This window comes from Allostigmatella hybrida, assembly GCF_020103775.1.
Classification (GTDB): Bacteria; Myxococcota; Myxococcia; order Myxococcales; family Myxococcaceae; genus Hyalangium; species Hyalangium aurantiaca.
In genome coordinates, this window is the sequence record NZ_JAHXBH010000001.1 from 232,033 (window position 1) to 256,919 (window position 24,887).

21 protein-coding genes and 1 tRNA gene are annotated in these 24,887 nt (G+C 70.3%); 16 read left to right on the forward strand and 6 right to left on the reverse strand.

The annotated features are described in order from the left end of the window. The first annotated feature begins 35 nt into the window (after positions 1-35). From KY661_RS00875 to KY661_RS00885, 3 genes are all read left to right on the forward strand, one after another. Positions 36-1,238: a sensor histidine kinase gene (locus KY661_RS00875; protein WP_225408370.1), complete on the forward strand. Its 1,203-nt coding sequence runs from the start codon at positions 36-38 to the stop codon at positions 1,236-1,238. Between the two features lie 48 nt (positions 1,239-1,286). Then, positions 1,287-2,360, forward strand: coding sequence for an ABC transporter ATP-binding protein (locus tag KY661_RS00880; protein WP_225408371.1), 1,074 nt, complete (start codon positions 1,287-1,289; stop codon positions 2,358-2,360). An 83-nt stretch (positions 2,361-2,443) separates the two neighbouring features. Then, positions 2,444-2,686, forward strand: coding sequence for a YkvA family protein (locus KY661_RS00885; protein WP_225408372.1), 243 nt, complete (start codon positions 2,444-2,446; stop codon positions 2,684-2,686). Between the two features lie 19 nt (positions 2,687-2,705). Here KY661_RS00885 and KY661_RS00890 read toward each other — a convergent pair whose 3' ends face one another. Further along, positions 2,706-5,297: a VIT domain-containing protein gene (locus KY661_RS00890; RefSeq protein ID WP_225408373.1), complete on the reverse strand. Its 2,592-nt coding sequence runs from the start codon at positions 5,295-5,297 to the stop codon at positions 2,706-2,708. A gap of 6 nt (positions 5,298-5,303) precedes the next feature. Further along, on the reverse strand, positions 5,304-5,795 hold the full coding sequence (locus tag KY661_RS00895) for a MerR family transcriptional regulator (protein ID WP_225408374.1): 492 nt from the start codon (positions 5,793-5,795) through the stop codon (positions 5,304-5,306). 108 nt (positions 5,796-5,903) lie between these two features. Here KY661_RS00895 and KY661_RS00900 point away from each other — a divergent pair, with 108 nt between their 5' ends. The 3 genes from KY661_RS00900 to KY661_RS00910 all read left to right on the forward strand — a co-directional run bounded on the left by KY661_RS00900 (position 5,904) and on the right by KY661_RS00910 (position 8,288). Then, on the forward strand, positions 5,904-6,386 hold the full coding sequence (locus KY661_RS00900) for a DUF2721 domain-containing protein (RefSeq protein ID WP_225408375.1): 483 nt from the start codon (positions 5,904-5,906) through the stop codon (positions 6,384-6,386). Positions 6,387-6,489: 103 nt separating this feature from the next. Then, a complete protein-coding gene (locus KY661_RS00905; protein ID WP_075009825.1) occupies positions 6,490-6,684 on the forward strand; it encodes a hypothetical protein in 195 nt (64 codons plus the stop codon). Between the two features lie 17 nt (positions 6,685-6,701). Beyond that, positions 6,702-8,288, forward strand: coding sequence for an amidohydrolase (locus tag KY661_RS00910; RefSeq protein ID WP_225408376.1), 1,587 nt, complete (start codon positions 6,702-6,704; stop codon positions 8,286-8,288). A 4-nt stretch (positions 8,289-8,292) separates the two neighbouring features. Here the strand turns inward: KY661_RS00910 and nhaR are convergent, their stop codons facing one another. Then, positions 8,293-9,189 (reverse strand): transcriptional activator NhaR, encoded by an 897-nt coding sequence (nhaR, locus tag KY661_RS00915; protein ID WP_225408377.1) that lies wholly within the window; start codon positions 9,187-9,189, stop codon positions 8,293-8,295. 198 nt (positions 9,190-9,387) lie between these two features. Here nhaR and KY661_RS00920 point away from each other — a divergent pair. After that, positions 9,388-9,460: transfer RNA gene (locus tag KY661_RS00920), tRNA-Phe, on the forward strand. A 181-nt stretch (positions 9,461-9,641) separates the two neighbouring features. Here KY661_RS00920 and KY661_RS00925 read toward each other — a convergent pair. Together KY661_RS00925 and KY661_RS00930 are read right to left on the reverse strand one after the other, a co-directional pair. Then, positions 9,642-10,031: a hypothetical protein gene (locus tag KY661_RS00925; RefSeq protein WP_225408378.1), complete on the reverse strand. Its 390-nt coding sequence runs from the start codon at positions 10,029-10,031 to the stop codon at positions 9,642-9,644. 143 nt (positions 10,032-10,174) lie between these two features. Further along, a complete protein-coding gene (locus KY661_RS00930) occupies positions 10,175-10,516 on the reverse strand; it encodes a helix-turn-helix domain-containing protein (protein ID WP_225408379.1) in 342 nt (113 codons plus the stop codon). Between the two features lie 277 nt (positions 10,517-10,793). Between KY661_RS00930 and KY661_RS00935 the strand changes: the two genes are divergently transcribed. From KY661_RS00935 to KY661_RS00960, 5 genes are all read left to right on the forward strand, one after another. Beyond that, a complete protein-coding gene (locus KY661_RS00935; RefSeq protein ID WP_225408380.1) occupies positions 10,794-11,345 on the forward strand; it encodes a hypothetical protein in 552 nt (183 codons plus the stop codon). Positions 11,346-11,352: 7 nt separating this feature from the next. Beyond that, on the forward strand, positions 11,353-12,465 hold the full coding sequence (locus tag KY661_RS00940) for a hypothetical protein (protein WP_225408381.1): 1,113 nt from the start codon (positions 11,353-11,355) through the stop codon (positions 12,463-12,465). Positions 12,466-12,591: 126 nt separating this feature from the next. Beyond that, positions 12,592-16,410: a DEAD/DEAH box helicase gene (locus tag KY661_RS37135; RefSeq protein WP_263436602.1), complete on the forward strand. Its 3,819-nt coding sequence runs from the start codon at positions 12,592-12,594 to the stop codon at positions 16,408-16,410. A gap of 80 nt (positions 16,411-16,490) precedes the next feature. Beyond that, on the forward strand, positions 16,491-17,879 hold the full coding sequence (locus KY661_RS00955; protein ID WP_225408382.1) for a M16 family metallopeptidase: 1,389 nt from the start codon (positions 16,491-16,493) through the stop codon (positions 17,877-17,879). Continuing rightward, positions 17,876-19,285, forward strand: a complete 1,410-nt coding sequence (locus KY661_RS00960) for a M16 family metallopeptidase (protein ID WP_225408383.1) — start codon at positions 17,876-17,878, stop codon at positions 19,283-19,285. Before KY661_RS00955 ends, KY661_RS00960 begins: the two co-directional genes overlap by 4 nt. Positions 19,286-19,301: 16 nt before the next feature. Here the strand turns inward: KY661_RS00960 and KY661_RS00965 are convergent, their stop codons facing one another. Further along, positions 19,302-20,489 carry a DUF1615 family protein gene (locus tag KY661_RS00965; RefSeq protein WP_225408384.1) on the reverse strand — a complete coding sequence of 396 codons (1,188 nt, stop codon included), beginning with the start codon at positions 20,487-20,489 and terminating at the stop codon, positions 19,302-19,304. Positions 20,490-20,727: 238 nt separating this feature from the next. Here KY661_RS00965 and KY661_RS00970 point away from each other — a divergent pair, with 238 nt between their 5' ends. From KY661_RS00970 to KY661_RS00990, 4 genes are all read left to right on the forward strand, one after another. Further along, entirely contained in the window at positions 20,728-22,959 is a 2,232-nt protein-coding gene (locus tag KY661_RS00970) for a M4 family metallopeptidase (protein WP_263436603.1), read from the forward strand. A gap of 91 nt (positions 22,960-23,050) precedes the next feature. After that, a complete protein-coding gene (locus KY661_RS37500) occupies positions 23,051-23,500 on the forward strand; it encodes an SRPBCC domain-containing protein (RefSeq protein WP_317987199.1) in 450 nt (149 codons plus the stop codon). A gap of 245 nt (positions 23,501-23,745) precedes the next feature. Beyond that, positions 23,746-24,171 (forward strand): Wall-associated protein precursor, encoded by a 426-nt coding sequence (locus KY661_RS00985; RefSeq protein ID WP_225408385.1) that lies wholly within the window; start codon positions 23,746-23,748, stop codon positions 24,169-24,171. Then, positions 24,149-24,826: an imm11 family protein gene (locus tag KY661_RS00990; protein WP_225408386.1), complete on the forward strand. Its 678-nt coding sequence runs from the start codon at positions 24,149-24,151 to the stop codon at positions 24,824-24,826. The genes KY661_RS00985 and KY661_RS00990 overlap by 23 nt, the downstream gene beginning before the upstream one ends. Positions 24,827-24,887 lie beyond the last annotated feature (61 nt).

A 24,887-nucleotide genomic window follows, 5' to 3' on the forward strand; every position in this document is an offset into this window, starting at 1 on the left:
CGGGACGCGAGGTGAGGCAAGATAAGAGCACTCCCATGGGTGACTCCGCTGGCCGGGGGGCTGGCACGCCCCCCCCTGAAGATGACGCAGCCAAGCGCGCGCTGGAGGCCGCCGAGCAGCGGCTTCGCCAGGTGCTGGGCAGCACCGATGGCATCGTCATCGAACTGGGCCTCGATGGACTCTGCCTGGCGGTCTGGACCCGCGACGACGAGCTGCTGGCTGCCCCCCAGGCCACCGTGGTGGGCCGCACGCTGGTGGACATCCTCGGCCCCGAGGTGGGCCCGCCCATGGTGGAGCGCGTTCAGCGCGTGGTGTCCACCGGGCAGTTCGAGCGCTTCGAGTATGCGATGGAGGTGGCCGGGGGGCGCCGGTGGTTCTGCGCCGAGACCTTGAGCCTCTCGCCGCGCCCCAGCGCGACGTTTCTGATCCGCGACATCACCCTGCAGAAGACCCTGGAGCTGCGGTTGATTCAGGCCGACCGGCTGGCGTCGCTGGGGACGCTGGCCGCCAGCGTGGCCCACGAGGTGAGCAACCCGCTGGGCTACATCTCTGCCAACCTCAACTTCGCCCTCAGCGGCATGGCGGAGATGCGCAAGGCGCTGCTCGGCGCCAACGGCGCGGCGCCGGACCTCTCCTTCCTGGCATTGACCCTGGAGGAGTGCCGCGAGGCGCTCGACGAGGCGCGCGAGGGCACCGTGCGGCTGCTCCACGTCACCGGGGACCTGAAGATGTACGCGCGGGGCGAGGACTCCATCGAGGGGTGGGCGAACGTTCAGCAGGCCTTCGAGAGCTCGCTCAACATGGCCCAGGGGACCCTTCAGCTCCGGGCCCGGATCCTCAACCACCTGCAGCCGGTGCCCCCGGTGCGCGGCAGCGAGGCCCGCCTGGGCCAGGTGTTCCTCAACCTGCTGCTCAACGCGGCCCAGGCCATCCCCGAAGGGGCGCCCGAGCAGCACGCCGTGGAGGTGCGCCTGGGCGTGGAGGCGCAGTGGGTGGTGGCCGAGGTGCGCGACACCGGGGTGGGCATTGCCCCCGAGCACCTCAAGCGCATCTTCGATCCGTTCTTCACCACCAAGCCCGTGGGCGTGGGCACGGGGCTGGGGCTCTCCATCTGCTACAGCATCGTCAAGGGGCTCGGCGGGGAGATCTCCGTGGAGAGCACCGTGGGCAAGGGGACGTGCTTTCGAGTGGTGTTACCCTTGCGGGACGGGGCCACGCCGCTGCCCGAGCCCATCTGAACGTCCCCCTCGCTCCGGGCAGGGGATTGGTGTACGCGCGGGGGCGCGATGCCGTTGCTCTCCCTGGACCAGCTCACCTTCCGTTACGCCGCCGGCGGCCCCGCCGTGGTGGACGGGCTCTGCCTCGAGCTGGCGCCGGGCGAGACGCTGGCGCTGACGGGCCCCTCGGGCTGCGGCAAGACGGCGGCGCTGCGGCTCGTGGCCGGCTTCGAGCGGCCCCAGGCTGGCACCGTCACCCTGGAGGGCCGCCTGCTCTCGGGGCCGGGCGTGCGCGTGCCCTCGCCCCAGCGCCGCATGGGCATGGTGTTCCAGGACTTCGTCCTCTTTCCCCACCTGTCCGTGCTGGAGAACGTCACCTTCGGGCTTGATGCGCTGCCGCGCCCGGAGCAGGTGGCGCGTGCCCGGGGGCTGCTGGAGCTGTTCGGGCTGGAGCGCTTCGAGGCGCGCAAGCCCCCGGCGCTCTCGGGCGGCCAGCGGCAGCGGGTGGCGCTGGCCCGGGCGCTGGCCCTTCAGCCCCGGGTGCTGCTGCTCGATGAGCCCTTTGCTCAGCTCGACGCGGCGCTGCGGGCCGTGGCCCGGGGCGAGCTGCGCCGGGTGCTCCAGGCCCAGGGGACGGCGGTGCTGCTGGCCACGAAGGATCCGGCGGAGGCGCTGGCCCTCGCGGACCGGATGGCGGTGATGTGGTCGGGGAAGGTGGCGCAGGCCGGGCCGCCCGAGGCCGTCTATACGGCGCCGCGCAACGCCTCCGTGGCGTGGTTCCTGGGCGGCACCAACCTCGTGCCGGGCACGGGCTTCGGCAAGGGGGCGCGGACGGCGCTGGGGATTCTCCCGCTGCGCTCCGAGGCGCGGGGGCCCGTGCTGCTGTCCCTGCGGCCCGAGAGCCTGCGGCTCGTGCCGGACACGGACACGGTGGCGGTGGGGGGCGCCCTGCGCGCGGAGGTGCTCGCGCGCGAGTTCCAGGGGCACGGGGTGGAGTTCACCGTGGGGTGCGCGGGCATGGAGCTGACGGTGCGCGGGCCCTCGGACTCGCCGCTGCGGCCCGGGGACCGGGCCCGCCTGGAAGTCGTGGGCAAGGCCGCGGTGCTAGAGGATGCGCCGCCCCATGCCCGCCCGCCCTCCTAGGGGCGAGGCACGGCCGGTGCAAGATGCAATGGGCCGGCCCCTCCTGCGTAGAGAGGAGCATGAACGTGATTGGGCTTCGAGGAATGGGTACCCGTTTCTTCGGATACCTTCGGGATGACCGCGTGCCGCTGTGGAAGAAGCTCACCGGCGTGCTGGCGGTGCTGTACTTCCTGTCCCCCGTGGATGTGATTCCGGACGTGCTGCCGCTGCTGGGCTGGCTGGATGACCTGGGCGTGCTGTCCGCGGCGGCCTTCTACATGGTCCGCCAGGTGCAGCAGCACCGCCCGGGGGTGGACGCCCCGGGCGTGCCCAAGGGCGCGTTCTGACCCCCGAGTCCTGAGCGCCTCACCGGGTGGCGAGGGCATCCACGTGCTGGCGCAGCGCCGCCTCGTCGCCCATGCGGGTGCTGAGCCCCGCGAGCGGCTGGGCCGCCTGGGCGATCCGCCCGCGCGTCCGGGGCCCGGCGGCCACCAGCCAGGCCACGCCCAGGGCGAGCTCCACCACCGCGGGCGCGTGGCCCAGGCCCGGGGTCAACTGGAGCAGCGCCTCCACCGCCTTCTTCACCTGCGCGCCATGGAGCGGGTGCTGGCTGGTGATGCCCTGGCGCAGCAACTCCAAGAGGGCGAGCGCGGTGGCGCGGGCCTGGCGCTCGGCCTCCGTGCCCGGCCCCGCGCCGTCCCACAGCCCGCTGGCGAGCTGGCGGGACAGCAGCGTGGTGACGTCCTCGGGGCCCTGCGGCTCCGGCGCGGCGGCCGGCTGCTCGCGGCGGGAGGACTCCTTCACCAGGACGGGGGCTTCGGCCTTTCCAAAGAGGCCGTCGAGGAGGCCCTTCTTCTTGGCGGGCGCGGGCGCCGGGGCCGCGGGGGGGGGCGGCACGGGGAATCCCCCGGAGCCCTCATGGAGCGCCAGCTCGGGCGCCTCCGAGGCATCCAGCGTGGGGAACGAGCCCGTGGTTTCCTCTTCCCGCTGAGCCCGCGAGCGCGAGGCCGCCATGGCCGGGGCCGGGGCGGGGATGCCTCGGGGGGCGCCTCCCCGGGCCACGGGGCTGGGCTTGCGGAGCGGCTTGGGCGCGGCGCCGGGCGGGGGCACCGCCATGGCTCCGTCCTGCTGTCCTTGAGCATGGGCCGTTCCGAGCATGGCCCAGCCCGCGGGCGCATGGACGGGAACCACCCGGGTCTCGGGCTGGCCGGACGCGCGGCGCTCCCCGGTGCGCTCCTCCACCACCACGAAGGAGGTATGGCGCGTGACGAGCTGGTGCTCCACGGCGAGCTGGACGATGCGCTCCTTCATGCGCTGGGCGCGGCGGCTGTCGAGCTCGGCGGCCTCCCAGCCCCGGATGCGCTCGGCGGCCCACCACTTCTCCACCGCGGGCCGGTCCGAGACGGCGGGAAAGTCCACCGGCACGGTGAGGACGAAGGGCTCCGTGCCCGAGCGGCCCCGGAGCGTCACCTTGCCCTGGCCTGGCGTGGGATAGCGGCCCAGCAGCGTCCAGGGCACGGCATCCACCAGCGGGGGCAGCTCGGCGGGGGCCAGCTCCACGCCCTCCACGCCCTCGAACTGCGCTTGCAGCCCGGTGATGCGCGGCGCGAGCGCCCGGGAGAACTGCGCCACGACCTTGTCGTCGATGCGCTCGCCGGGGTGGATGAACTCCACCGCGCCGCCCGTCTGCTGGGCCAAGTCTCGCAGCAGCGCATCGCTCACGTTGGTGCCAATGCCAAACGAGTAGATGCGCGCCGTCTTCCGCGCGCCGAGCACAGCCTGGAGGATCTCCGCTTCGTTGCCCACCTGCCCATCCGTGAGCAGCACCACGACGCCGTCGGGCACGCCCTGCACGGCGGCGAGCATCGGCTGGAGCAGCTCCGTGCCCCCGGCGGCGCTCAGCGCGGCCACCCACCGGTCCGCCTGCTCCAGGGTCTTCTGCGTGAAGACGGCCGGCTCCGGGGCGAAGGTCTGGAAGGAGGTGTCGAAGGCGATGATGTTGAAGCGGTCCCCCTCGCGCAGGTGGCGCAGGCACAGCCGGAGCGCGCCCTGGGCCTGGGGCAGGCTCTCTCCGTCCATGGAGCCCGAGGTGTCCACCACGAACACCACCTCCTGGCGCTTGGGCCCCGCCGCCAGGCCCAAGAGGTCCGGCACCACGGTGAGGGCGAAGGTGCCCGGCTTCTCGCCCTGGCGGTGCGTCACCAGCGGGGTGAGCTGCGTGCTCGTGTCCGGGCTGCGCACGGTGAGGACGAAGTCCCGGTCCAGCGCCACCTCGTCCCGGGCGAACTTCACGCGCACCCGCGTGCCCTCCTTCTCCAGGCTCAGCGCATGGGAGGGGCTCTCCACCACCACCTCCCGGCCCAGGTCCACCTTCAGGTCCAGCTTCAGCCCGTAGCCCACGTTTCCCATGGGAGGCGTGATGCGGTCCGCGTCCGGAACGCGCGGGGTGGGCGAGGCCGTGCCGTGGGCGGTGCGGTCCCCCTGGGGCGCCCCGGGGATGTAGCGCGGGGCCACCAGCGTGGGCAGCATCCACCGCACGCTGCCCTCCTCCACCTGGATGGCCTGGAGGAACTCCACCTCCACGTACGTCTCCTCGTCCGGCAGCAGGTTGCCCACCTGCGCGGTGAAGACGTTGGCGCGCTCCTGGTCGAGCAGCGCGGCGCCGTGGCCCGCGGTGATGGCGTCGTCATACGTGCGGAAGGCCTCCTCGCGCTCCTTCACCACGCCCTGGAGGCGGCGGCCGTTGCACTCCAGGCTGAAGCCGGTGAGCGTCCCGTCCGAGGGCAGGGGGAAGACGTAGACGGCCTCCACGGGCCGGCGCTCGGTGTTGAGGTAGCGCTGGCGGACACGCACCCGCGCGTGGCTTCCGAGCAGCTCGCCCGTCACCTCCACCCCTTGCAGGGGGACCTTCGCCCCGTCGCGGGTGTACAGCCCACAGCCTGGCAGCGCAGTGTTCATCTGGCCTTACCTTCCTTCCGCTTGTTCGATGAGGGCGCGCATGCGTTCCGCCAGCGCGCGGGTCTTCTCGTCCGCCGAATCCGACAGGTGCAGCTCCAACCCCGGGGCCAGCTCCCACCGCTGGTAGCCCTTCGCCGCCGTCCGCCCACCCGAGGCGCCCGGGAGGGACACCGCCGGGGGGGCTTCCGGTTCCGGGGCCACCGGCGGCGGCAGGAGGGCCGTGGGCAGCTCGGCATCGGCCAGCTCCCGTAGCGCCTCGGGGCTCAGGCGGGCCAGCTCCGCCTGGATGGCATCCAGCGGGAGAAACCGCGCCTGGAGCACGCGGATGGCCTTGAGCCGCACCCGATGCTCCTCGCCGTACACCGTGTCCGGTCCCCGGAACGGTGGGGCGGGGAGCAGCCCGCGCTGGACGTAGTAGCGCACCGTGCGGGGCGAGACGCCCACCGCGGCGGCCAGCTCCGCCAGCTTCCACTCGGTCTGTGCGTTCGTCGTGCTCACAGCCCTGACAGTAAGACTCGACAGTTCGAGTGTCAAGATGACAGTGGCTGGAATCTGCCACTGGCGGGTCGGCTTGCCGCGAGGGGCGGGGGAGTGGGAGACAGGGGCATGGACGCACCCCTGGACGTCGACCTCTCCTCCATCCGGGTCATCGGCGCGGCGGTGACCCCCGCGGTGATGGTGTCCGGGTGCGGCATCCTGGCGACGGGCCTGGACAACCAGGTGGCGCGCATCACCACGCGGATTCGGGACATGGTGCGCGAGTGGCGGACGCTGCCCGAGGGGCACCGGCGGCGCGGGGTGCTGCGCCAGGAGGTGGCCATCATGGACCGGCGGCATGCGCTGCTGGCCCGGGCGCTCATGCTGGACTACGCGGCGATCCTGTCCTTCGTGGTGACGTCGCTGCTGTACCTGCTGCAGCGGCGCTTCGGGGTGCCCGAGGTGGCCCCGGTGGTGTCGTTCTCCCTGGGCGTCGTCCTCCTGGGCGGCATCGCCGTGTTCGCCCTGGCCTCGCTGCGGCTCAGCCGCCGGGCCCTCATGCTGGAGAAGCAGGAGCTCTTCGAGGAGCCCTCCCACCCCGAGCCGCCGTGAGGCCACCCCCGGGGGGCATTCGCTGGCGAACGGATGCGGAGCGGGCCGGTTGCCGGGCCTGGGGGCGCTCTCTAGGGTCCTCCCTCTCTCTCTAAGGAGAACCATGCGCCGCCTCGTGCTCATCGCTGCCGCCCTGGCCGTCACCGTCTTCGCCTGCCGTACCACCCAGCCGCCCGGAACGGAGAACCAGGTCCCCATCGACGCGGTGGGCCCCGAGCCGATCCAGACGGTGCCCTCGGAGCCCGCGGGGCCCGCGGGGCCCATCACCGCGCCCGGAGAAGACGGCGGCACCCGGTAAGGGGCAGACTGCGCCCCGTGAAAACGACCATCTACGTCGCGGAGCGGGTGCGGACCCTGGATGCGGCCCGGCCGTTGGCCGAGGCCCTGGCGGTGCGCGGAGACAAGGTGCTCGCGGTGGGCTCGCGCGCCGAGGTGCAGGCGGCCGCGGGGGCGGGGGCCCGGGAGGTGGATCTGGGCGCCGCCATCCTCGTGCCCGGCCTGGTGGATGCCCACGCGCACATCGCGGGCCTGGGGCTCAGCCTGACGACGGCGCGGCTGGAGGGGGCGGGCTCGGTGGAAGAAGGGGTGCGCCGGTTGGGGGCCGCGCCGGACACCTGCTTCCAGGGAGACTGGCTGCTGGGCAAGGGCTGGGACCAGAACGCCTGGCCGGGGCGGGTGTTTCCGGGCCGGGCGGAGCTGGACGCGCGCTTTCCCTCCACGCCCGTGTGCCTCATGCGGGTGGACCACCATGCCTTCTGGGTGAATGGTGAGGCGCTGCGGCGCGCGGGCATCGGCCGGGGGACGGTGGATCCGGACGGCGGGCGCATTGTCCGGGACGCGGCGGGCGAGCCCACCGGGGTGCTCATCGACAACGCGATGGACCTGGTGAGCGCGGTGCTCCCCGAGCCTACGGATGCGCAGCGGGAGATGCGGCTGCGCGTGGCGCTGGAGCGCTGTGCGCAGGTGGGGCTGACGGGGGTGCACGACGCGGGGATGGACTGGGAGTCCTTCCGGAAGCTGCGGGAGTGGGACGCGGCGGGGCACCTGCCGCTGCGGGTGTACGCGATGGCGGCGGGCCAGGGCCCGGAGCGCCACGCGTACCTGGAGAACGGCCCCCACGAGGGGCGGATGCTGACGATGCGCGGGGCGAAGCTGCTGGCGGACGGGGCGCTCGGCTCGCGCGGGGCGGCGCTGCACGAGGATTACAGCGACGAGCCGGGGCAGCGGGGCCTGCTGCTGCTCTCCCCCGAGGAGCTGGAAGCGCGGGCGCGGGCCTTCATGTCGCGGGGCTTCCAGGTGTGCATCCACGCCATCGGCGACCGGGCGAACACGCTGGTGGTGGACGTGCTGATCAAGTGCGCGCAGGAGACGGGGACGCGGGGGCTGCGCCACCGGGTGGAGCACGCACAGATTCTCCGGCGGGAGGACATCCAGCGGCTGGGGGCGGCGGGGCTGGTGGCCAGCGTGCAGCCCACGCACGCCACGAGCGACATGGGCTGGGCGGAGACGCGGCTCGGGCGGGAGCGGCTCGCGGGGGCCTACGCCTGGCGGAGCCTGAAGGACGCGGGGGCGTGCCTGGCGTTGGGTAGCGACTTTCCCATCGAGAACCCGGACGTACTGGCGGGGCTGTACGCGGCGCGGACGCGGCAGGACGCGGCGGGCCAGCCCGAGGGCGGCTGGTGGCCCCACGAGCGGCTCACGGCCGAGGAGGCCCTGGAGGGCTTCACGGTGGGGCCCGCGTGGGCCTCGTTCGCGGAAGGGCGGCGCGGCCGGTTGATGCCGGGGATGGACGCGGACTTCGTGGCGCTCTCGGTGGATCCGGTGGAGGGGCCCGCGGCGGCGCTGTGGGAGGCGAAGGTGCTGGCCACCGTGGTGGCGGGGGCCGAGGTCTTCCGGGCCTGAGGGCTCAAGTGCCGAAGAGGCTGGAGCGGGCGGCCTCGGCAATGGCGACGACGGCGGGGTGGCGCAGCTTGCGCTCGACGGTGATGGCGTAGAAGCAGGTCTCCACCTCCTGGGTACGGCCGACGACGGACACGTCGAACTGGCGGACCACCTCGGCCTCGATGACGGAGGGCATGGCGAAGACGCCGAGCCCCCGCTGGCCGAAGGCCATGAGCAGGGCGCTGTCGTCGAAGTCCCCGGCGACGGCGGGGTGGACCCCCTGGACTTCGAACCACCGGTCCAGGGCCTGGCGGATGGAGCTGGTCTCCGAGGAGAGGAGCACGGGGGCGCCCTCCAGGGAGCGGGGGAAGTCCTTGCGCAGATAGGCGTGGGGGGCGGCCGCGAAGAAGGAGACGCCGCACTTGCCCAGCAGGTGGTTGAAGGTCCGGACGCTGACGGGGTCGGTGCTGGGGGCGTCGGCGAGCACGACATCCAGCTCGTGCAGGGCGAGCGCGGAGAGGAGCTGGGGCAGGGGGCCCTCGCGGCACACGAGGCGCAGGGGGCCGGCGTCGAGGGCGGGCTGGAGGAGGCGCTCGGCGACGACCTTGGGGAGGACGTCGGCGACGCCGACCTGGAGGCGGAGCTGCTGGCCGGGGGGGAGGCCACCGACGACGTTCTTCAGCTCGTTGCCGAGCCGGAAGATTTCATCGGCGTAGCGCATGACGGTGCGGCCCACGTCGGTGAGGACGAGCTTGCGGCCCTGGCGCTCGAAGAGCTTGTGGCCGAGGGACTCCTCGAGGAGCTTGATCTGGCTGCTGATGGTGGGCTGGGCGAGGTGGAGTTCCTCACCGGCCTTGGCGAGGGAGCCCGCGCGGGCCACGGTCCAGAAATAGAGGAGGTGGTGGTAGTTGAGCCAGCTCACACGAACCTCGCCAAAGGGGGCTCCCTGTTATGTCCGGAGAGGGGGCCGGACACCCGGGAGTATGCGGCTTCCGCCCGGGCAGGGGTGGAGAGCAGGCGGGCAGGCGGAAAAAGGGGGGCGGGCGCAGAAGCGCGAGAACGGGCTTGACGGGACCGAGGAGTCCTCGTAAATCGGCGCTGCTTCTCGCAGCGGCCGTTCGCCCAGGTAGCTCAGTCGGTAGAGCAGGGGACTGAAAATCCCCGTGTCGGTGGTTCGATTCCGCCCCTGGGCACAGAAAGTCGAAGAGATTTCAGGGCCTTGGACTCCGGTTCAAGGCCCTTTCTTTTTGCCCGCAGAGCGCCGTGAGCAAAACAACGGCGTGCCCTTCAACTCTCGCCTGTCTCAAGCTGCCCTCGAAGCAGCCAGTCCCCACGTGCGCTCCTTCTGGTTCAGAGCACGGTCTATTGGAATGGTCAGGTCGAGACGCCAATGCGTGACGCGAACAAGCCGAACTTCTTGCTGTGACCCTCGCGCCGGCACCAGTCCTCGATGACGTTCAGGTCCACCTCATGGGCCCGTGCGTGGAAGACGGCGATCGCCTGTTCCAGGCCGCTGAAGTCGTTCCAGAAGAGAAAGGACGCGAGCCGGTCACGGCATGAGTCGGTGGGCGACAGGACGTACAGCACCTCGCCGTCGCGGCGAACGGTGCTCCAGTTCTTGATCAAGTCGTCACCCACCGCCAGCGGCCCGTTCGGAAACTCCAAAAGGAAGTGTGAGAGTGGGTGACGGTAGAAGTCTCCCTTCCTGGTGAAGCCGAGCGCAGCCAGCGCCGCTTCGCCTCCCGTTCCTTTGAGGGTGATCACGAAGTCGAGGTCTCCTGATTGGTACGCCTCCGGCGCATAGTAGGTCGCCGCGCTTCCGCCAGTGAGCACTGCGTGGAAGCCTTGGCGATCCAGTGCTGTGCACACGGCGAAGGCAACGTCCGTGAGCGACGACGTAGGCCCGATCACAAGAGCCCCGGCTTGCCAGCGCGGCGGGGGCGACGCCGTCGCGCGGCGAGTTTGGCCTGAAGGTCCATGTCGTGCGTTCCGAGTTTCCAAAGCAGCGCGCTGAGTTCAGCGTGCGCGAAGTACCGAGGGTTCAGGGAGACCGTACGGGTTCGTCCCATCAACCGGCTGACGATGATCGCCTCCGGCTCGAGCGACGCCAGAATGGATTGGACGGTGTAAGGGCGTACTCCAAGCAGAGCCGCCAACTCGCTGGGATAGGTCTCTTCGAGCAGACGGATGGCTACGAGCACCGCCGTCCGGGTGGAAGTACCGAAGATCCGAGAACCCTCTTCGAGCATGACACAAGTCTACCAATTTTCTTGGCGATATTGCCAAGACTGTTGGCGAAATCGCCAAGTATCTTGGTGATACGGCGCTGATGTCACGAGCGGAGCGGGCAGGGCTGCGACTCAGGACGTTCCCCGAAGACAGCCCCGTGAGCTTCGTTAGGTAGGGCCACAGGTTGCCTACCTAACGGGAAGGAGGGAGCCTCGCTTGGCCGGCGCCTAGATTCTGGCACGGTGCGACCCGATGCATTAGGTTGGATGCCAGAGACCCAACGTCATGGGGTAGGTCATGGAGCCAAAGGTCATCACCATGTTGGAGCGGGCGGGCATCGATACCGCCTCCCCGGAACTGCTCCGGGTGGCCATCGTGCTGGGCGAGCAGGGGCGCATCCTCCCGCTGTCGCAGGATTGGCCCGTGCCCATCCTGGACGGGGAGGATCAGGCGGTCTGGGTCCCCCTGCGCACCATTTCCCAGCTCTGGAAAGGCTCCCGGGTGCCGCCGGACTTCTCCTTCGCGCCTCCCCCCGAGTACGAGCCCTTCTTCACCCTTCTGGAGGCCACCGCCGCGGACTACTGCAGTGCGTTGGGGCGGCCGGAGCGGGACAAGGAGTTCGAGCGGATCTACCGGCGGCTCCGGCGCAAGCCGGACGGCGAAGATGCCCATCCGCTGTTCTCCTATCTCCAGGCCGCCTCGCGCCTCTACCTGTCCTTGTGTGAGGTGAGCCAGGCCGAGTTCGAGGCGGTGGTCAGCCGCCTTCGCCGTTCAGCGAGAACCTTCGCCTTTTCCCTCTTCAGCACGAACTACCACCGGCTCGTGCTGGAGGACATCTACCACGCCTGAGCACCGCATGAGCGAGTACCAATACTACGAGTTCCGGGCCGTGGATCGCCCGCTCACGCCTCAAGAGCAGCGCGAGTTGCGGAAGCTCTCGACGCGCGCGGAGATCACCGAATATCAGTTCACCAATGTCTACCATTGGGGAAACTTCAAGGGCTCTCCAGCCCGGATGATGGAGCAGTACTTCGACGCCCACCTGTACATGGCGAACTGGGGCAGAACCCTGATGCTGCGCTTGCCCCGGAAGGGTTTCGAGCTGGGGGACGCCCTCCCCTACCTGACGGACAAGAGTCTGTCCCTGAGGAAGAAGGGCCCGTGGGTCATCGTGACTTTCAAGGCCGATGACGAAAACGGCGAGGATGTGGAGGGCGAGAAATGGCTCGCGTCCTTGTTGCCTTTGCGCGAGGAGCTACTCTCTGGGGACTTGCGCTGTCTTTACCTCGGGTGGCTGGCGGGCATCCGGGACGAGGAGGCCCCCGAGGAGGCAGAGGCTCCGCCCATTCCCCCAGGTCTGCGCTCCTTGAGCAGCGCACAGGCCGCGCTGGCGGATTTCCTGCTCATTCCTCCGGACGTGCTTGAAGCGGCGGCTCAAGCCAGTCCGCCGTTGGCGCCCCGCGCGCCGAGGCAGGCGCTGGAAGTCTGGGTGAAGGATCTGCCCCTCGCCGAGAAGAACACGCTGTTGGTGCGAGCCATGGAAGGGCAGGAGCCGCATCTGGGGCGGGAATTGCTCCGGCGGTTCCAGAAGGCCACTCGCGGTACCGCGCCGGCCCAGGAACCCGGGGCCCGGAGAACGGTGGAGGCGTTGCGGCGGGAGGCCGAGGTCCTCGGAGGACGGCGGCGGCGGCGTGTGGAGCAGGCGCACGCCGCGGCTTGGACGCGGCGGCTGGAGGCGCTCGCGGCGCGCGAAGAGGACGCCTGGAAGCAGGTGGCTCAGCGGTTCTCCTCCCGGAGTCATACGGAGCACGGCGCTGGGGTTCAGCTCCTCGCGGACCTGAAGGAGGTGGCCCGCCGCCGTGGAACCGAAGAGGCGTTCACCCGCAGGATCCAGCTCTTGCGAGAGCAGAACGCCCGGAGGCGCGGCCTCCTGGCCCAGATGGATCAGGCGGGTCTCTTCCGTTCTTGAGGCTGCTGGCCGCGCCGGGCCGCCTTCGGTGTTCATCGCCCTCTTTCCAGAAATCACATCATGTCCGTTTCATCCTCTTCGCCTGAGAAGACCTCGACACCCCCGTTGGATTGGTTGACCCATGGAATGCTGCAGGAGGCCGCGGGGCCCCGCACGTTCAAGCGCGGGGAGCTCTGCCTCGCCCAGCGGCGCGTTGTCTCGTACGAGGCCGCCGGGGAGGAACTGCACGGCAAGGTCTTGAACCGGCACGGCAAGCCGCAGGAGGTGATCCTCTCCACCGATGCGGATGGCCTCTCCTGCGAGTGTGAATGCACGGCGTTCTGGAGCCACGGCATCTGCAAGCACATCGTGGCGCTGGGGCTCGCCTTCCTGTCGTCCCGGCAGCCTCCGGCAGAGGCCGCCGAGGCGCCTCCCGCGAAGACCGGGCGGCCTCGCACCCCCAAGGCCATCGAGGCCTGGCTGGAGACCCATCAGGTCACCCACGCCCGCCGCGAGTCCGTGTCTGGGGTGTTGCCCCTGCTCCCCTCGAACTTTCGCGGTCCACAGTGGCTCTTGGAACTGGGGCACCTGCCCATCACGGCGGTCCTGGATGGCACGTTGGACTTGAGCCGCCGCGCTCAGGGGAGCCTGCAGCAGGCGCTCCTGGTGGAGGCCGCCTGGAAGTGGCTGGACCTGGAAGCCCGCCGCGTCCGCCTGGGCCTGGAGCATGAGCGGGAGCAGGCCGGTGCGCCTCCTCCGCCCCTCACGGATGCGCGGTTGGAGCCGTGGCGGCAAGTCCTGGCGCAGGAGCGTGCGCGCGTGCGCGCACAGGCCGTTCCGCGTCTTCTGTCGAATCCTTCTACCGTGACCTTTCATGAGCGGCCCCTCCGGCTCTATGTGGAAGAGCCTCGCCGTGTCCCAGAGGCTTCCTGGAGTTCGATGGGGTTTGTCCCCAAGATGCGTGTCTCCGTGGATCCGCGCGCCCTGCTCGAAGGCCGGGCGGGCCTCACCTGCTGGTGCATGCCGGATCAGGCGGCGGCGTGCTGTGTCCATGCCCTCTCGGCCCTGGACGCCTTGCTGGGCTCGCTCTCGGATCCGGAAGCGGCGGCGCGCAACACGCGGCTGGCGGAGCTGCTCTTCGTCGAGCCGGCCCGCCAGCTCCTGGGAGCCATCGAGAAGGTCTCCGCGGAGCCTTCCTTCGAAACGGCCGGGCAGACCCACCGCATCGCCTTCCGGCTGGAAGGGCTCAAGCTGGGCGAGCCCCGATTGCAGCCCTACCTCCAGCGCCGCCTCAAGAAGGGCGGCTTCTCCTCGGGGACCTCCGTGAAGTGGGCGGATGCGCCCGAGGTGCGCGCGGCCCTCTCCTCTCCCGAGGAGGGGGAAGCCCTGGAGTTGTGCGGGGTGCTCTCCCGGCTGCCCCGCTTCACCGAAGGGTATGCGCTCTTGCTGCGCGCGATCCGGTTGCTGGCCCCCGGTGAGCATCTGTTCCTTCCGCCCCGGCTCGATGCGCCCCTGGTGGTGCGCGAGGCCCCCCTGGGCTTCACCTTCGCGGAGGCCGAAGAGGGGTTCTCCGTTCACCCCGCCATCGAGGGCACCGTCATCAACGCCCAGGAGCTGTTGCCGCCGCCCGCGGGCCATGAGGGCCAGTGGCCCTGGATGCTGGCCGAGCCCCTCGTGCCGCGCCTCACCCTGGTGTCCATTCTGCCCGGCGCGCAGGGCCTGCTCGCCACGCTGCGGGAGTATGGCACCCGGCTTCCCGCCCAGGCGCGGCCGGAGCTCTTGCGTCACCTCTCCCGGTTCGAGGCCGCTTTCCCCGTGAGCCTCCCCGAGTCCCTGGAAGCCCGCGCCGTGCCGCCCACGCCCGGGTTCCTGCTGCGGCTCGCGGCCGGGAAAGAGGATCAGCTGGAGGGCAAGCTCCTCGTGCGGCCCTTGCCCGAGGCGCCCCCGTGGCCTCCGGGGGAAGGTCCTCCGGTGATCCGGGGGCTGCGGGCCGGGGAGCGGGTGATGACTCACCGGGACCTGGAGGCGGAGCACGCGGAGGCCCGGGGGCTGCGGGAGCGTCTCGGGCTTCCGGTGGACGGGGCTGCCCCCGGGTTCGTGCTGGAGGGCTCGGAGGCGGCGCTGGACTTCCTGGAGCGCCTGGAGCCGCTCACGGGCTCCTCGCTCCGGCTCGAGTGGGCACATACGCCTTGGAAGGTGTCGAACGCCCCGGATGCCGAGGGGCTGAAAGTCGAGGTGCGGAAGAAGCGCCATTGGTTTGGGCTGGAGGGCTCCGTGAACGTGGAGGGGCTGGCGGTGGAGCTGGCGCCGTTGCTGGAGGCCGTGCTGAACCACCGGCGCTTCGTGCCCTTGGGCAAGGGGCGCTTCCTGCGGCTCTCCCAGTCCTTGCGCGACCGGCTGGCCCCCCTGGCGGATCTCGTCCACCCCACCCGCGAGGGCCTGGAGGTCAGCGCGGCCGCCGCGCCCGTGCTGGACGCTCTGGCCGAGGCAGGGGTGGAGGTGCACGCGCCCCTCGACTGGCGCAAGCTCGCCACGCGGGTTCGCAGGGCCCAGGAGATGGAGTTCCCCGTTCCCCCGGCCTTGAAGGCGGAGCTGCGGGACTACCAGCGCGAGGGCTTCACGTGGATGGCGCGGCTCGCGGAGTGGGGCGGGGGCGGGTGCCTCGCCGACGACATGGGGCTCGGAAAGACTTTGCAGACGCTCACCCTGCTGCTGCACCGCGCCAAGGAGGGCCCGGCGCTGGTGGTGGCCCCCACGTCGGTGTGTTTCAACTGGGCCCGGGAGGCGGAGCGCTTCGCCCCCTCCCTGCGGGTGAAGTCCTACCGGGATGCGGACCGCGAGCGGCTGCTCACGGGTCTGAAGGCGGGGGATGTGCTGCTCGTCAGCTATGGGCTGCTCGTGCGCGACGCCGAGCGCTTCGCCGGCGTGCCCTTTGCCACCCTCGTGGTGGACGAGGCCCAGGCCGCGAAGAATCCGGACTCCGCCCGGGCCCAGGCGCTCCAAGAGCTCCAGGCGGACGCGAGGATCGCGCTCTCCGGCACGCCCGTGGAGAACCGGCTCTCGGAGCTGTGGAGCCTGTTCCGCATCGTCTTTCCCGGGCTCCTCGGCGGCCGGGAGGTGTTCCGCAAGCGCTTCGCGGCGCCCATCGAGCGGGAGGGAAACCGGGAGGCCCGGGCCGCGCTCTCGCGCATCATCCGCCCCTTCCTGCTGCGCCGCACCAAGGCGGAGGTGGCGCGCGAGCTGCCCCCGCGCATCGAGACCGTGGTGTCCGTCGTCCTGTCCGAGGGGGAGCGCCAGCTCTACGAGGCCGCCCGCGTGGCGGCGCTCCTGCAACTGGAGTCCCGCACGGAGAAGGACAAGCGCTTCATGGTGCTGGCGGCGCTCACCCGGCTGCGGCTGCTCGCGTGCCACCCGAAGCTCTGGGACGAGGACTCGCCGCTGTCCTCCTCGAAGCTGGAGCGCATGGTGGAGCGCGTGGAGGTGCTGCGCGCCGAGGGCAGCCGGGCGCTCATCTTCAGCCAGTTCGTCCGGCTCCTGGAGTTCGCCCGCGAGGCGCTGGAGGCCCGGGGCATCACGTGCAAATACCTGGATGGACAGACGCCCGAGTCCGAGCGCCAGGCGCAGGTGGAGGCGTTCCAGCGCGGCGAGGGGGATGTCTTCCTCATCTCGCTCAAGGCGGGGGGGACGGGGCTGAACCTCACCGCGGCCGACCATGTCCTCCACCTGGACCCCTGGTGGAACCCCGCCGTGGAGGACCAGGCCACGGACCGGGCGTACCGCATCGGGCAGACGCGGCCGGTGACGGTGTCGCGGCTGGTGTCCGAGGGCACCATCGAGGAGGCCATCCTCGCGCTGCACGCGGAGAAGCGGGAGCTGGCCCTGAGCCTGCTGTCCGAGGCGGATGGGGCCGCCGCGCTCAGCCCGGAGCAGCTCATGGACCTGCTGCGCTTCACGCCCGGCGCCTGAAGCCCAAGACAGGCGCCCCCCTTTCCGGGAAGATGTGCCCTGTCCGCCATCGAGAGCGCGGGCACGTGGAGGCAGGGCGGATGTGGGCTCAGAAGTGGCTTGGGGTGGGAGCGGCAGTGCTCCTGGCCGGAACGGCCGGAGCGCAGCCCCGGAAGGGCAAGGCGGAAGCGGCCCGGCCGGGCGCTGAAGTCGAGGCGCGGACGTTGAAGAACGGGCTGAAGGTCATCGTCTGGCCGGATCCGGATCTGCCCACGGTGGCGCTCTTCAACTGGTTCCGGGTGGGCAGCCGCAACGAGCACCCCGGCATCACCGGCCTGTCCCACTTCTTCGAGCACATGATGTTCAACGGCGCGAAGAAGTACGGGCCCGGTGAGTTCGACCGCGTCATGGAGGCCGCGGGCGGCAGCAACAACGCCTACACCTCCGAGGACGTCACCGTGTACCAGGACTGGTTTCCCCGCACCGCGCTGGAGACCATCTTCGACCTGGAGGCGGACCGGCTGGCCCACCTCGCCTTCGACCCCAAGGTCATCGAGAGCGAGCGCGGCGTCGTCTACTCGGAGCGGCGCTCGTCGGTGGACAATGACCACACGGGCTCGCTCGCGGAGCAGGTGCAGGCCACCGCCTTCGTGGCGCACCCGTACCAGTTCCCCGTCATCGGCTGGCCCTCGGACATCGAGTCCTGGCGGATGGAGGACCTGCGGCGCTACTTCCAGACGTACTACGCCCCCAACAACGCCACGCTCGTGGCGGTGGGCGCCGTCACCCCGGCGGAAGTGTTCGCCCTGGCGGAGAAGTTCCTCGGGCCCCTCCCCTCGCAGCCCGCGCCCGAGCCGGTGCGCACGAAGGAGCCCGTGCAGCAGGGCGAGCGCCGGGTGACGGTGCGCCGGATGGCCCAGGCGCCGCTGCTCCAGATGGCCTGGCACGGGCTGGCCGCGGCCGATCCGGATGCGCCCGCCCTGGAGATGCTGGTGAGCCTGCTCACGGAAGGGGACTCCTCGCGGCTCCACCGCAAGCTGGTGGAGGAGGAGCAGGTGGCGCTCCACGTGGCGAGCCACTTCGGCCCCTCGGTGGATCCGTCGCTCGTCTGGATTCTGGTGGACCTGCCGCCGGGCGGGGACGTGGCGCGCGTGGAGGCGCTGCTGGACGCGGAGCTGGCGAAGCTCGTCCAGCAGGGCGTCACCGAGGCGGAGCTGCGCAAGGCGAAGAACAAGACCGTCGCGGACTTCTGGCGGGGCCTGGAGACCAACAGCTCGCGGGCCCAGCTCCTGGGCAGCTACGAGGTGTTCCAGGGCGACTGGCGCAAGCTCTTCGAGGCGCCCGCCCGCTACGAGCAGGTGACGCGCGAGCAGGTGCGCAAGCTGGCCGCGCGCCTCTTCGTCCGGGACCACCGCACGGTGGGGGTGCTCGTGCCCACGGACGGCGCGGCGGAGCAGGCGGGTTCAGAGCAGCAGGGGGCAACACCATGAGGACGTGGCTGGGCAGGGTCGTGCTGGCGGTGCTGCTCGTGGCCACCCCGGCGCTGGGGCAGGGCGTGAAGCTGCCGAAGGCGACGGTGCTGGAGCTGAAGAACGGCGCCCGGGTGCTCCTCGTCGAGAAGCGCGGGATTCCCCTCATCTCCTTCAGCGCCTGGCTGCGCGGCGGAAGCCTGGGAGACCCCGTGGGCAAGGAGGGGCTGGCGGCGCTCACCGGCGAGCTGCTCCAGAAGGGCGCGGGCGCGCGCGACGCCCAGGCCTTCGCGGAGGCGGTGGACGGGGCGGGCGGGCTGCTCACCGTCACCTCGGCGCGCGAGGCCTTGCAGGTGGATGGCCAGTTCCTGGCGAAGGACTCCGCGCTGATGGTGGAGCTGCTGTCGGACCTGCTGATGCGCCCGCGCTTCGAGGCCGCCGAGTTCGACAAGGCGCGGGAGCGGATGGCGAGCGAGCTGGCCGCCGCGAAGGACGGGGATCCGCGCCTGCTTATCGGCTCGTACTTCCACGCCTTCCACTTCGCGGGCCACCCCTACGCGCGGCCGCCGAACGGCAGCGAGGCCTCGGTGGCCACGCTCCGGCGCGAGGACGTGCTGGCGTACGCCAAGGCCCAGCTCGGCGGGGACCGCCTCCTCCTCGCGGTGGTGGGCGACTTCGACACGAAGCAGCTCTCCGCCCGGCTGAAGGCCGCGCTGGGTGGGTGGGCCCGGGCGGGCACCGCGGCGCCGGTGGCCCCCGCCTCCCCGGCGGCGAAGGGCCGGCGCGTGCTGCTCGTCGACAAGCCGGACGCCACGCAGACGTACTTCTGGCTCGGCAACACGGGCATTGCCCGGAGTGATCCGGCCCGCGTGGACGTGGGGCTGGCCAACACGGTGCTGGGCGGGCGCTTCACCTCGCTGCTCAACACGGAGCTGCGCGTCAAGTCCGGGCTGACCTACGGCGCCAACTCCCTGGTGCTGCGCGACACGCAGCCCGGCGCGGTGGTGCTCAGCTCCTACACGAAGAGCGAGTCCACGGCCCAGGCCATCGACCTGTCGCTCCAGATTCTCGGCCGGTACCGCGAGGGCGGCATGGACGCGGCGATGCTGGCCTCCGCCAAGGCCTACGCCCTGGGCCAGTTCCCGCCCACGCTGGAGACGGGGGGCCGCGTGGCCTCGAAGCTCGCGGAGCTGGCCTTCTACGGGCTCGACGCGAGCGACGTGGATGGCTACGCGGACGCGGTGCAGGGCGCCACCCGGGAGCGCGTGCTCGCGGCCATCCAGCGCGTGCTCCCCCGGCCGGAGGACCTGACCGTGGTGCTCATCGGCAAGGCCTCCGCCATCCGGGAGGTGGCGCGCAAGTACGGGCCGGTGACGGAGATGAAGCTCTCCGACAAGGGCTTCTCGCCGCCCGCCGCCAAGCCCTGACGGCCGGCGCGGCCCGCTACGGCCCCGGGGTGCGGTGGTGGGCCAGGCAGCGCTGGTAGCGCCGGTCCACGGACTGGGCGAACCACGCCGTGGTGCGCTCCCGGCTCAGCTTCGGGCTCTGGAGCGTCACCTGGGGCAGGCGCGCGTAGGCGGGCGTCTCGCCCGTCACCCGCGCGTAGGTGCTCTTGAGGGCGCGCCACGTCTCGGTCTTCTCGAAGGCGGCCTCCTTCTCCTTGCGCACGTCCTTGCGGAGCTGGCGCTCGCTCAGCTTGGGCGCGTGGCGCTTGCGGAACAGGAGCAGCGCGGAGAGCGTCTGGCTGTCCTCGTCCCGGGGCTCGCCCTGGTCATTATAAAGGAGGAGGTCTCCGTCCAGGACGAGCTTCTTGCCGGTGAGCCGGCCGAGCTGCGCCTGGAGCGCCGCGTTGCGCGAGGCGTAGAAGCCCGCGTTGTAGTCCGCGAAGCGGTAGAGCGGCTGCGCATAGCCGGCGCTGTAGCCGAGCAGCCGTGAGGTGCCGTGGCGCACCCCGCCGCCGCGGGTGTACAGCGAGGCGCGCACCTCCTGCTCGGAGTGCTCGCCGTCGTCCTGCTCCACCGCGTAGCGCACGCTCACCTGCATGGAGCCGGCGGTGGTGATGGGGTTGAGCTCCGCGAGCCGCTTCGAGGTGAACAGCTCGCTGGCCAGGTCCGCCGCGCTGTAGAGCGCCGGGTAGTGGCGCTCGTAGGCCTCCAGCAGCTCGTGGAAGAACTGGTCCAGGTCCTTCTCCGTCTTCAGCGTCTTCAGGCGCTTCTCGAAGGAGAGCTTCTGGCCGGGCGCCTTGAGCGCGAGCAGCGCTCCCAGCGCGCTCCGGCCCACCATGCCCAGCTTCCCGGCGTACGCGTCCAGGCGCCGGCGGATGATGCGCGGCAAGTCTTTCACCGTGGGGTTGGCCAGGAAGCCGGACTCCTGCTCGATGACGGCGAGCACCTGGCACGTGGGCTCCACGGTGGGGGGCACCTTCTGCGCCTCCAGCGCCTCCAGCACGGCCTGGGCCCAGGCGGGCCGGTCCTTCACATGGCTGGGAATGAGCCGCGCCACGCGGGGCGCGGTGAGCAGCTCGGGCTGCGGCGCCGGGGGCTCCGAGGGGCGCACGGCCGGGCCACTGCAGGACTCCAATGTCAGCAGGGCTCCCACCAGGAGGGCCCCTCGCACCGCCCAGGCTTTCATGCCGCCTCGAAACGCGGTGCCCCCCAGGGCGAATTCCGGTGGGCAGTTCCAGAAAGCGTAAGCGCCCGGAAGCCTTCGGCAATCCCGGGACTGTTCTCTGGCGGCTTGCCATGAGGGTGAAATTTTACTGTTCACTGGTAGGGGTAATTGCCCGTGTCTTCGCTCACGTGTCACAACCATCGCGCGGTTCCTGGGGGGAGGTTGCACGGTGAGAAGGAAGATTCTGAGTGCATTCTGCATGGCGTGGTTGGGCGTGGTGTCCGGAGCGTGTGGGGACGGGGAGCGGGGAGCGGCGGTAACGGCCTCTCCCGGAGAGAAGGACACGCGGGCGGATGTCCAGGCCGCGATGCAGGCGCTGAAGCGGGTGCGGGTGCTCGCCACGCACGAGGACCGGGTGCCCGCGTTCATCCAGGGCGACTTCGGCCAGGCCTCGCGCGCGGGGAAGGCCCTGAGCCTTCAGGAGGCCCACGAGGGCGTCCAGGAGGTGCTGCGCCAGGTGGCCCCGGTGTTCCGCCTGAGCCCGGAGGCGCTCTCCCTCCGGCGCATCTCGCGGGACGGGCAGGGCCACCAGTACCTGCGCTATGGCCAGCGGCTGAATGGCCGCGAGGTGGTGGGCGCGGAGCTCCTCCTCTTCCTGGATGCGGAAGGGAAGGCCTACGCGGTCCACAGCTCGGCGCGGGGAGGCTCCCGGGAGCTGGCGGCCGCGCAGCCCAGCCTCGCGGAGGAGGCGGCGGTGGTGGCGGCGCGGCGGGCCACGGGGGCGCGGCGGATGGACGCGCGGAGCGGGGGGCTCGTCTACGCGCGGGGCGAGGACGGGCAGCTCGTGCTGGCGTACGCGGTGCGGGTGACGGGCGTGAAGGACGGGCTGCCGGTGGATGACCGGGTCTACGTGAACGCGATGACGGGGGACATCGCCCTGCGGGATGCGCGCGTCCACACGGCGCTCAGCCGCGCGGTGTACAGCGCCAACAACGGCTACCAGCTGCCGGGCACGCTCAAGCGCGCCGAGGGGGGCACGGCCACGCAGGATGCCCACGTGGACATGAACTACGAGCAGCTGGGGAAGACCTACCAGTGCTACCAGGAGAACTTCGGCCGGGACTCCCATGACGGCGAGGGCGCCCCGCTCAAGAGCTCCGTCCACTACTCCGAGGACGGGAACGGGTACGTCAACGCGTACTGGAACGGCAGCCAGATGGTGTACGGGGACGGGGATGGGGAGATGTCCACCGAGCTGGGCAAGGACCTGGACGTCACCGTGCACGAGCTGACCCACGCGGTGACCGAGGCCGACTCGAACCTCATCTACTCCAACGAGCCCGGCGCGCTGAATGAGGGCTGGAGCGACATCTTCTCCGCCTACTGCGAGAGCTGGACGCGCGGCTGGGCCACCGACGCGGACGTGTGGCTCATCGGCGAGGACGTCTGGACGCCGGCCACCCCGGGCGATGCGCTCCGGTACATGGGCAACCCCACGCAGGATGGCTCCTCGAAGGACTACTACCCCGAGCGCTACCGGGGCTCGGCGGACTACGGCGGGGTGCACTCGAACTCGGGCATCGCCAACCTGGCCTTCAAGCTGCTGGCCACCGGCGGCGCGCACCCGCGCGGCAAGACGTCCGTTCAGGTCGCGGGCATCGGCGTGCAGAAGGCGGGGAAGCTCTTCTACGAGGCCAACGCGAACTGCATGACCGCCTCCTCCAACTTCGCCGCGGCGAAGCTCTGCACGGAGCAGAAGGCGGAGCAGTTCTATCCTGAGGACAAGGGCGCGGTGACGGATGCGTGGGCGGCGGTGGGGGTGAGCGGCGTGGTGGAGCCTCCCCCGGAGGCGGTGGTGCTCAGCAACGGCATCCCCGTGAGTGGCGTGGCCACGGCCGAGGGCTCGAGCCGGTTCTACAAGCTGACGGTGCCCCCGGGGCAGGCGAGCCTGTCGTTCGTGACGAGCGGCGGCTCGGGGGACCTGGACCTGTATGTGAAGCGGGGCGCGGCGGGGGACATGGGCAGCTATGACTGCAAGTCCGAAGGCCCCTCCACCGCGGAGGAGTGCGTCATCGCGGAGCCGGCGGCGGGGGACTGGTACGTGACGGTGTTCGCCTACTCGAGCTTCACGGGCGTGACGGTGACGGGCCGCTACAGCAACTTCCAGGGGGGCACGAATGTGCTGCTCAATGGGGTGAGCTCGGTGGCCTATGGCGGCGCGGCCCGGACGTGGACGTGTTGGACGCTCCAGGTTCCGGATTCCCTGCCGCGGGTGGTGTTCTCGCAGACGGGCGGCGCCCGCACCTCGGGCGACGCGGATCTCTACATCCAATACCAGGAGCAGCCGACGACGCACCGCTACCTGTGCAAGTCGTCGAACAAGGGCAACCACGATGCGTGCACGCTCCCCCGGCCGGTGGGAGGCCTCTACCTGGCCTGCTCGTTCAGCTACAGCGCGTACACCAACGTGACGATGAAGGGCACGTACTGACGGCGTCCTGAAGTGCGCAGGGCACGGGTTCCGGTGAAGGCGTTCAAGCAAACGCCCTTGCCGGAGCCCTTGCCTTTTTCCCCGGCGGGTTATGACTGAACCATATGTTTCAGTGTTCTTCGGGCCTCGACGCGGCCTTTGCCGCGCTGTCGGACGCTACCCGCCGGGGAATCCTCGAACGGCTCGGGCGGCAGGACGGGTCGATCAGCGAGCTGGCCGAGGCCTTCTCGATTGGCGCTTCGTCGAGCACGCCGCCGATGGCGCGCATGGCTTCGAGGGCCGGTTCCGCGAGGTGACGGCCCCCGAGCGCATCGTCCGGACCTTCGAGTGGGACGGCATGCCCGGCCACGTGTGCGTCGAGACGACGACGCTGGAAGACCTGGGCAACGGCCAGACGCGGATCGTCTCGGTGTCGCTGTTTCATACCCAGGAGGATCGCGACGGGATGCTAGGCTCGGACATGGAGACGGGCCTCAGCCAGAACTACGCGGCGCTGGACCAGGTGCTCGCCACGCTGACGGTGTCCTCGATGTCCCGATGATAGCTCGGATGAAAAACACGCGGTGGACGCTCCTTCTCTGGTTGCTGGTGCTCGCAGGCCTCACTACGGGGTGCGCCTCAGGGGCGCATTCCACCGCGGGCCAGTTCGCTGACCCAGGCCAGCCCATCTACCTGGCTCAAATCTCATGCTGGGACACAGAGAGCTGCTGTATTTTGAGGGATCCTCTGTCCGCAGCCAACCGCTGTATGGTCAGCCCAACGAGAATTGCTGAAGTCCTCAACAGCGTGAAGACGGTCTATGGGACGACGCAAGCCGGAACGGCGAGGCTTAAAGAAGAAGCCCAAGCAAAAGAGGACGCCGAGTTTGCCGAAGCTGCCGAAGCCATAGGAGAAGCCACGCCTGAGCCCCCCAACTGCGAGGGGCAAAATCATCACGTCATCTCCAGGCCTATCGCCGAGAAGCTGAAGGATCATGAAACCCTCAGCGGACTTTACGAGCCAAGGGATGAGCGCTACGTGGCCAAGGCGAAGAACAAAGAGTCACACTGCGGCTACCAGCACTGGCACCGCGATGTGGACCTGGAGGTCATCAAGTGGCTCAGGGCCAACAACAAGGCGAAGCCAGAACAGTTTGAAGCGTTCTTACGCGAGATCTACAAACGCCCAGACATGATCAAGAGGTTCCCCCGTGGCTTCGGACCTGCCATCTGATCCGCGCTTCTTCGTGCTTGAGGCTGATGTAGGGGGAGTTCATGACACTCAGTTTGACAGGGTTGAGCCCATCAACCGTGGCAATGCCCCCCATTGCCCCAAATGTGGCGATCCCATCGGCATGAAGGAGTGGTTGCCACCCTACCGTGTCACCCTGGAATTGTATGGCAAAGACCTGGGGGACTTCGCCGATGGAGCGGGTGGTAACAGCTTCCTCCTCTCTGAACGAATGGTGGAAGCATTCCGGACGGAAGGGCTGACTGGGCTTTTGGGGTTCGCCCCCGTCGAGGTTGTGGGAGTCCGCAGGAAACGCAAGGGCTCCCATCCGGCTGTCGTGCCTCGCTACTTTGCTGTCACTGCCTGCCTCGGCCAGGGTGCCGTGGATGAGGCGCGCAGTCGCATCCGCCGATCAGGACCGGTGACATGTCCCGAGTGCCTCTCTACCGGGATGGACTCTGTTCATGGCTTCGCCCTGGATGTGGGAACTTGGCAGGGCGAGGACGTGTTCCGCCCTCGTGGCAAGCAGGGCAGCATTCTCATTTCCGAGCGCTGCGCTGAGTTCGTCAAGCAGCACGGCTTCACAAACGTGAAACTCATCCCCACGGAAGAGTACGTCTGGGACCCGCTCCGCAAGGGTCCACCGGCCTCTCCTTAGCACTTCCCCCCTGACCTCCACACGCAGGAGCGTGCCAAGCCCCTGCGCGCCCAATGTCTCA

What these genes read in the sequence shown, in the direction of transcription:
- KY661_RS00935 (WP_225408380.1), top strand. Translation starts at nt 10,794, where the DNA reads ATGGAGCCAAAGGTCATCACCATGTTGGAGCGGGCGGGCATCGATACC.
- KY661_RS37135 (WP_263436602.1), top strand. Translation starts at nt 12,592, where the DNA reads ATGCTGCAGGAGGCCGCGGGGCCCCGCACGTTCAAGCGCGGGGAGCTC.
- KY661_RS00965 (WP_225408384.1), bottom strand. Translation starts at nt 20,489, where the DNA reads ATGAAAGCCTGGGCGGTGCGAGGGGCCCTCCTGGTGGGAGCCCTGCTG.
- KY661_RS00875 (WP_225408370.1), top strand. Translation starts at nt 36, where the DNA reads ATGGGTGACTCCGCTGGCCGGGGGGCTGGCACGCCCCCCCCTGAAGAT.
- KY661_RS00960 (WP_225408383.1), top strand. Translation starts at nt 17,876, where the DNA reads ATGAGGACGTGGCTGGGCAGGGTCGTGCTGGCGGTGCTGCTCGTGGCC.
- KY661_RS00890 (WP_225408373.1), bottom strand. Translation starts at nt 5,297, where the DNA reads ATGAACACTGCGCTGCCAGGCTGTGGGCTGTACACCCGCGACGGGGCG.
- KY661_RS00970 (WP_263436603.1), top strand. Translation starts at nt 20,728, where the DNA reads ATGGCGTGGTTGGGCGTGGTGTCCGGAGCGTGTGGGGACGGGGAGCGG.
- KY661_RS00930 (WP_225408379.1), bottom strand. Translation starts at nt 10,516, where the DNA reads ATGCTCGAAGAGGGTTCTCGGATCTTCGGTACTTCCACCCGGACGGCG.
- KY661_RS00905 (WP_075009825.1), top strand. Translation starts at nt 6,490, where the DNA reads ATGCGCCGCCTCGTGCTCATCGCTGCCGCCCTGGCCGTCACCGTCTTC.
- KY661_RS37500 (WP_317987199.1), top strand. Translation starts at nt 23,051, where the DNA reads ATGACTGAACCATATGTTTCAGTGTTCTTCGGGCCTCGACGCGGCCTT.
- KY661_RS00900 (WP_225408375.1), top strand. Translation starts at nt 5,904, where the DNA reads ATGGACGCACCCCTGGACGTCGACCTCTCCTCCATCCGGGTCATCGGC.
- KY661_RS00955 (WP_225408382.1), top strand. Translation starts at nt 16,491, where the DNA reads ATGTGGGCTCAGAAGTGGCTTGGGGTGGGAGCGGCAGTGCTCCTGGCC.
- KY661_RS00885 (WP_225408372.1), top strand. Translation starts at nt 2,444, where the DNA reads ATGGGTACCCGTTTCTTCGGATACCTTCGGGATGACCGCGTGCCGCTG.
- KY661_RS00880 (WP_225408371.1), top strand. Translation starts at nt 1,287, where the DNA reads ATGCCGTTGCTCTCCCTGGACCAGCTCACCTTCCGTTACGCCGCCGGC.
- KY661_RS00940 (WP_225408381.1), top strand. Translation starts at nt 11,353, where the DNA reads ATGAGCGAGTACCAATACTACGAGTTCCGGGCCGTGGATCGCCCGCTC.